Raw genomic sequence first — 4,145 nt, forward strand, 5'->3', positions numbered from 1 at the left:
GCGCGGTGGCGGAAGAGGCGGCGGTACGCCTCTCCGCGGCGGCCCGGATCGTCGAGACGGGCGGCACGTCCGGCACGGAACCCCCCCGCACGTTCGTGGCGTGACCGAGGCGCCGGTGCCGATTGGACCGCAGGCAGCCATACGGACGATCGGAGGAGTGACGGTGCCCTGTGACTGCGGGCGGTCGTGTCTCCCCCCGGTGCCGTGGAGTCCCGGGAGGCACCCCCGGGCGGCACGGGCGGGTGCGGCGGCGCGTGCCACCAGGCACCCCTCCGGCGGCAGGACCCGTGGGCGCCGGCGGTCCTAGGTGGTGGGCTCCGCCACCGCCGCCTCGGCGTCGACGGCTCCGGCGGGCGCCTCCGTCACCCCCTCGGTCCCGGCGCCGGCCTCCTTCTCCATCGCCGCCTTGTCGAGGCGCACGGCCTCCGCCACCCCCGCCTCCAGCCGCTCCGGCTCCTCGTCCGCAGGCGTCGTCCGCGGCGGCAGCAGATCCAGCACCGCCTGCCGCTCCGCCTCACTGGTCGCGTCGTCGTACGGATCCGGCGTCGCCGGAACCTGGAGACGGTGGACCGGCCCCGAGCCCAGCCGGGCGTAGCCACGCCCCGGCGGGACCTGGTCGACCGGCGTGGTGTGCGGCGGCGCCCCCAGAACGGCCCTCAGCTCCTCCACCGTCGCGGGGCCGAGGACGACACGCGCGCGCGTGTGCTGCCGTACCGGATCGCTGAGGCCCTCCAGACCGTCGAGCTGCTCGGCGACGACCACGGTGACGTTCGCCGGACGGCCGTGCCGCAGCGGAACCTGGAGCAGTGACTGGGGATCCTCGCGGCCGTCCGCGGCGGCCAGGTGCGTGAACGCGCTCGGCCGGTCCAGCAGCAGCCACAGGGGACGCCTGGTGTCCTCGGGCGGCGGGTCGCCCGCCTGGTGCGCGCGGTTGGCCGCGATCAGCCGGCGCTCCGTCTCGTGCGCGGCCCACTCCAGGCTCGTCAGCGCCCCCGTCAGCCCGCACTCCACGGCGAGCACGCCGTCCCGGCCGGTCAGGCAGGCGTACTCGCCGGTGCCCCCGCCGTCGACGATCACCACGTCGCCGTGGTGCAGGGCCTGCAGGGCGATCGAGCGCAGCAGCGTCGAGGTGCCGCTGCCCGGCTGGCCGGCCACGAGCAGATGGGGCTCGGTGGAACGGATGCCGGTGCGCCAGACGACGGGCGGGACATCGCGCCGCTCCTCGCCGTGGGAGCCGTGGGTGAGCGGCAGCGTCCGCTGCACCCCGGTGGGATCGGTGAAGCCGAGGACCGTCTCACCGGGGGCCGTGACGAAGGGCTGGGCGGCGATGTCGGTGGGCAGGGGCGCGAGGACGCGGACCGTGAGCTGGTTGGCCTCCTCGTCCCACGCGAAGTGGTACTCGCGGCCACGCCCCGATTTCGCGCCGAGCAGATGCTCGATCCGCGCCCGTGACTCCGGCTCGCCGTCGGTGAAGTAGGCGGGGTAGCCGATCACCAGATGCGCGATCCGGCCGGTGGAGTCGAACGCGTACTCGGAGAAGACCTTCCCCCAGTCGCCGCCGTGGGTGTAGAGCGGTTCGGGGTCCTCGGCGGCGGAGAAGTACGGCACCAGGGCCTCGTAGAGCGACTTCAGGCGCTGGGCCTGTGACGCGTCGGGGCCGGCGGGCGCCGAGGGGGCGCGGTCCCGGCCCTGCCAGGCCGCCGCCGCCATCAGGGTGATGACGGCGAGCAGGGGACCGTACGGTGCGAGCGCCACGACCAGCAGGACCGACGCCACCAGGAAGAGCAGCGCGCCGCGCCGGTCCTTGGGCGTGTCGGCCCACCTGCGCCGCCCGGCCGAGGCCAGCCGGCGCAGACCGCGCGTGATGGTGATCAGCGGATGGAGGACGTCCGTGGCGCCGTCGGCCGCCGTCCTGGCCAGCTCCCGGCTCCGGGCGAGCTGTGCGCCGCCGTTGCTCAGGATGCGGGGGAGTGGGCGCCGTGCCACTGCTGTCTCCAGAGGGTGCGTACGGGCGGGCGGTGCGGGGTCGGGCGGATCAGAACTTGAATCCGCCCAGGAGGCCGGCCAGGCTTTCGCCGCCCGCCTTGATGCTGGGTGCGATGGCCGTACTGGCGAGATAGAAGCCGAAGAGCATGGCCACCAGGGCGTGCGACGCCTTCAGACCGTCCTTGCGGAAGAAGATGAAGACGACGATGCCGAGCAGCACCACGCATGAGATAGAGACGATCATGTGAGTTCTCCTGGTTTGCGGGGACAGTCACCATGAGTACTGCCAGGCTCACAGAATGTATCCATACGATAAAAGGTGCAACTGGTTCGATTCCCGGCATTTAGCCCGGATGGGTCTGCGGTGATCATTGCCCCGGGCGTGACGGGTCATGTGCCCGGTGAGCCAGTACTCTGGCGATTCACCCGTACGGCTCTGCACCGCTCGCAGACGTACGTCCTGTCCCCGATGCGTGAAGCATGTGCAGTGAGAGGCGGTCCGGCGATGACTGATGCCCCCGACCCCGAGGTCGTGGAGCTGGCGACCAAGATCTTCGACCTGGCCCGGCGCGGCCGGACCGAGGAGCTCGTGGCCTACGTCGACGCGGGCGTGCCGGCCGACCTCACCAACGACCGGGGCGACTCCCTCGTGATGCTCGCCGCGTACCACGGTCACGCCGAGGCGGTGAGCGCGCTGCTGGAGCGCGGAGCCGACGCCGACCGCGTCAACGACCGGGGCCAGACGCCACTCGCGGGAGCGGTCTTCAAGGGCGAGACCGAGGTGATCCAGGCCCTTCTGAAGGGTGGCGCGGACCCGTCCGCGGGCACCCCCTCGGCCGTCGACACGGCCCGGATGTTCGGTCGTACGGAACTGCTCGACCTGTTCGGCGAGCACTGAGCGACACGCTCTGACCAGCGACGACACGGAAAACGGGGGAGGCGGTACAGGGCCGCCGAAATTTCGGTCGCGGTAGATGTGACCGCCGGGTCATCATGACGACGTGATTCACGGACGCGATGGCTGGGCAGGTGTTGCCGCACCGCGCGGGCCGTGATGCGGTCCGCATGGGCCACCGACGAGAGGCAGAGAGAGATGGTCTACAGCAAGCAGGAAACGGCGGGCGCACCGACGTGTTGTCACGCGGCCAGGTAAGGCACGTCCCCGGTTGCGTCGACGCTTGATGTGAGGCTGTTTCCCATGTTCGATCCGGTCATAGCGCCCAGCGGTACGCTGCTCGGCCTGCTCCAGCGGGGCCGCGGCGACGGCACGCTGCACGCGCTCACCGCCCCGCGCTCCGAAGCGCTCGCGGCGCTGAACCACTGTGTGACGCACGACCCGCGCCACGACTGGCAGGTGGAGAACCGCTCCCTCTACTACGCCCGCCTCTACCTCGATCTGCACGGCGAACTGGACGCGGTCGAGGCCCACCTCTTCGACCCCGAGGACGTCCTCGACACCGACGAGTCCCGCACCGGACTCGCCCTCGCGGTCCTCGGGCACCTCGCCTCCTACGGCAGGCGGGACGCCCTCGACCTGCTGCGCAGGTACGCCGCCCACGGCACCAACTGGGCCTGGGCCCTGGACGAGCTGGCCCTGAGGGACGACGACGCGGGCCTGCGCGCCCTGGCCGCCCCGGTCCTCGCGCGGTTCACCACCGACGCCGAGGGCGAGGCGGAACTCGCCGCCACCGTCCGCGACGCCTTCGAACCACGGCCCTGGCGATTGTGGGCCGACGACCCCCGCGAGTCCGTCGCCACGCGCGTGCGCGCCGCCCAGGAGGCCGGGTCCTTCGACCGCTGGCAGCGGCAGATGCGCCCCACCGGACCCCGGCCCGGCTGGAGCGTCCAGGCGGTGTTCGAATGGGCCCAGCAAGGCGTCGAGCGCGGCGCCGCGCTCCATGTCCCGGCCGCCCGCTGCCTCACCGCCGTGGCGGGCCCCGAGGACCGGCCCGAGATCGTCCGGGCCGCCCAGGACGGCACCGAGGGAGCCCGGTGCACCGCCCTGCGGTATCTCGCCGACAGCAACGATCCCGACGCCCTCGACCTGATCGAGGGCGCCGTGACCACCGGCTCGACGGCCGTCGTGGAGGCCGCCGTCGACGCCTTCGAACGCATGCGCAGTCTCGCCGCCGTCGACCGGGCGCGCGGCTGGGCCCGCC

General features: G+C 72.7%; 4 protein-coding genes. 2 read left to right on the forward strand and 2 right to left on the reverse strand.

Annotated features, from left to right (window positions below):
* Positions 1-303: 303 nt before the first annotated feature.
* Positions 304-1,986: a hypothetical protein gene (locus tag B7767_RS39325; protein ID WP_085576124.1), complete on the reverse strand. Its 1,683-nt coding sequence runs from the start codon at positions 1,984-1,986 to the stop codon at positions 304-306.
* Positions 1,987-2,035: 49 nt separating this feature from the next.
* A complete protein-coding gene (locus B7767_RS39330) occupies positions 2,036-2,230 on the reverse strand; it encodes a hypothetical protein (protein WP_030867896.1) in 195 nt (64 codons plus the stop codon).
* A 261-nt stretch (positions 2,231-2,491) separates the two neighbouring features.
* On the opposite strand from B7767_RS39330, the gene B7767_RS39335 reads away from it, so the two are divergent.
* Positions 2,492-2,884, forward strand: coding sequence for an ankyrin repeat domain-containing protein (locus tag B7767_RS39335; RefSeq protein ID WP_085576125.1), 393 nt, complete (start codon positions 2,492-2,494; stop codon positions 2,882-2,884).
* 300 nt (positions 2,885-3,184) lie between these two features.
* Positions 3,185-4,145: HEAT repeat domain-containing protein (locus tag B7767_RS39340; protein ID WP_085576126.1), on the forward strand; the 961-nt coding region annotated here is incomplete at its 3' end.

The organism is Streptomyces sp. 13-12-16, assembly GCF_002114215.1.
Taxonomy (GTDB): Bacteria; Actinomycetota; Actinomycetes; order Streptomycetales; family Streptomycetaceae; genus Streptomyces.